Origin of the sequence: Mycolicibacter icosiumassiliensis, from assembly GCF_900078685.2 — a bacterium.
Taxonomy (GTDB): domain Bacteria; phylum Actinomycetota; class Actinomycetes; order Mycobacteriales; family Mycobacteriaceae; genus Mycobacterium; species Mycobacterium icosiumassiliensis.
Map to the genome: position 1 here is coordinate 5038 of NZ_LT546169.1, position 2442 is coordinate 7479.

Here is a 2442-nt window from a genome sequence, read left to right on the forward strand (position 1 = left end):
GGCGGGCCGACAGTGACTTGGGGTTCACCGACCACGGTGACCGCCAGCACTTCGCCGCCGGTGGCGTCCAGGGCGATCAACTGCACCTGCCACAGCGCTTGCCCGGTGGCCTTGTCGACGCGTGGTGCCCCGGTGTCGAAATTGGTGCGCTGCTCAGGAACCCGCGTGCACAAGAACGTCACGCCGCTCGTGTCGATTCTCAGTTTCATGCCGGTGCTGTCCTTCCTCGTTTGTTTTCCCGCGGGTGTGTTCACCCGCCAGACAAGGAAGCGCCATCCCGCGATGCGCCAGGAAGTGATAGGCAGTGATAGCAGTGATGACCGCAAACGCGCACAGGTTGCTGACCTGCGCTGATATATGCGGCATGATCGAAGTCATGGCCGCAGCCGACCCGATCCGCGCACTCAACGCGCAGCGGCTCAGCGCGGCCCGCAAGCGCTACGGCTACAGCCTGCGCGAGTTGGCGATCGAGGTCGAAAACGTCCGCACGCTACGCGGGGATGCCGACCTGCCCACCCAGGAGTCCCTGCGACAGAAAATCGCCCAGATCGAGCGGACCGGAATGCTCGGCCCGATGTGGCGCGAAGACCTCGCCGCGGTGTTCGGCGTCGAACCCGACGAGATGTTCAGCGTGCCGATCACCACCGACCTGCCGCACCCGCTGCTGCTGCAAGTGCCCGTCGACCGTGACGTAGTGGCCGTCATCGCCGCCCAGCAACATGCCCACATCCGAGCTGAGCACACCTTCGGCCCCCAGCACGCCCGCCCGCTGGTGGAATCCGATCTGCTCACCATCGAATCCCTGATCGTCCACGCGCCATCACAGGTCAAAGCGGAAATGCGGCATGCTGCCGGGACTACCGCCGAGGTCGCCGGGTGGATCGCCCAAGATGTCGGAGATCACGCCGCCGCGGAACGACTCACCCACACCGCCGCCTTGCACCTGCGTACGGCCGGCCCGGCATTCAACGCCATGATCTTGATGCGCCAATCCAACATTCTCACCCGCACCAACCCCGACCTGGCCGCCGCGTTGGCCGCTGATGCCGCCGAACTCATCGACGGCCACGACGTGGGCCGTCTGGCCGCCAGCATCGCCCGCCAACAGGCCCTCGCTGAGCTGGCCAACAAGAATGAGCGGGCCTTTCACCGCCACGCCGCCGCAGCCCTCGAACTCGGTGACCTGCAACCCCACCCGCACGATCATGCGATCTACGCCCACGGCGCCTACGTCGCCAGCGAAATCGCCTCCGGCTACCTACGCATCGGTGACCCCGACAAAGCAGTAGCGCTGCTCGCCACGCACCATCACGCCTGGACATCACAACAGCATCGCGACCAGACCGTGGCCGACATGCGACTCCTGCACGCCTGGATCGCCACCGGCGAATACCAAAAAGCACTCGCACTGACCGGCACGGCGATCCCGGGCTACCTGGCCGCGCCTTCCCAGCGAGCCAGACGTCATCTGGCCCAGGCAGGCACCATCGTGCGGGAGCGCCGGCGACGAAACAAAGACTCGATCCTGCAACAGCTCGCCGGCCGCATCAAAAACGCCACCCAAGGAGTCCTCCCGTGAGCCGTCGAGTCATTCCCGACAGCACCAGCACAGACCCCGCAACCGCCCGCCCCGTCGCGGTGCTGCCGGTCGGCTCATTCGAACAGCACGGCCCCTACCTGCCGCTGGGCACCGACACCCTCATCGCCAGTGCCATCGCATCATCAATCAATCAGCACCACAGCGTATTTCAGCTACCACCAGTCACATTCGGCTGCTCGCATGAACACGCGGCCTACCCCGGCACCATCAGCATCAGCGCCACCACCCTGGCCGCGATCGTCGCTGACATCATCGAATCGCTGGCACGCCAGAACATCGCCGGGCTGATCGTCGTCAACGGCCACGGCGGCAACGCCGTGCTGACCAACGTCGTCCAACAAGCCAACCACCCCAAGAACCCCGTCAAGGTTGGGCTCTACCCCAGCCGCGAAGACTGGGCCGAAGCCCGCGCCGCCGCCGGAATCCACAGCAGCAACCACGACGACATGCACGCCGGCGAACTGGAAACCTCCATCCTGCTCGCCGCCCACGCCGACTACCTGCGCGAGGGATGGCAGACCAGCGACCACACCGCCACCGACCGCCGCTACCTGACCAGCCTCGGCATCCACGCCTACACGCCCACCGGCGTCATCGGCTCCCCATCCCAGGCCAGCGTCGCCAAAGGCAGCAGTGTCCTCGCCCATCTCGGCCGCAACGCCGACACCCTGATCGGGCTGCTCACCACACGTTGAGCAGCAGAACAGACAACTCGGCGGCTACCTCCGGGCTGCGCTGCGCTCCCTTCGCTTCCGTCCGCTGGCGCTCCCGTCCGCGCCGGTCGCTCCACTGCGCCCTGCGTCCGCCGCCGAGCACCAGTGCCACCAGCCAGTGAATACACC

The 2442-nt window shown here is 66.3% G+C and carries 3 protein-coding genes and 1 pseudogene; 3 read left to right on the plus strand and 1 reads right to left on the minus strand.

Translation table 11 applies throughout. From position 1 onward, the window contains the following. Positions 1-209, minus strand: a pseudogene (locus tag BN4346_RS48245) (hypothetical protein); the annotation flags it as partial. On the opposite strand from BN4346_RS48245, the gene BN4346_RS48250 reads away from it, so the two are divergent. From BN4346_RS48250 to BN4346_RS42570, 3 genes are read left to right on the plus strand one after another with little or no spacing between them, the layout of a single operon-like run. Next, complete coding sequence (locus BN4346_RS48250; protein ID WP_157901277.1) at positions 208-354, plus strand: hypothetical protein; 147 nt, start codon at positions 208-210, stop codon at positions 352-354. The pseudogene BN4346_RS48245 and the gene BN4346_RS48250 overlap by 2 nt on opposite strands. Positions 355-364: 10 nt before the next feature. Continuing rightward, positions 365-1579, plus strand: coding sequence for a hypothetical protein (locus BN4346_RS42565; RefSeq protein WP_235653775.1), 1215 nt, complete (start codon positions 365-367; stop codon positions 1577-1579). Continuing rightward, complete coding sequence (locus BN4346_RS42570; protein WP_067976019.1) at positions 1576-2295, plus strand: creatininase family protein; 720 nt, start codon at positions 1576-1578, stop codon at positions 2293-2295. The genes BN4346_RS42565 and BN4346_RS42570 overlap by 4 nt, the downstream gene beginning before the upstream one ends. Positions 2296-2442 lie beyond the last annotated feature (147 nt).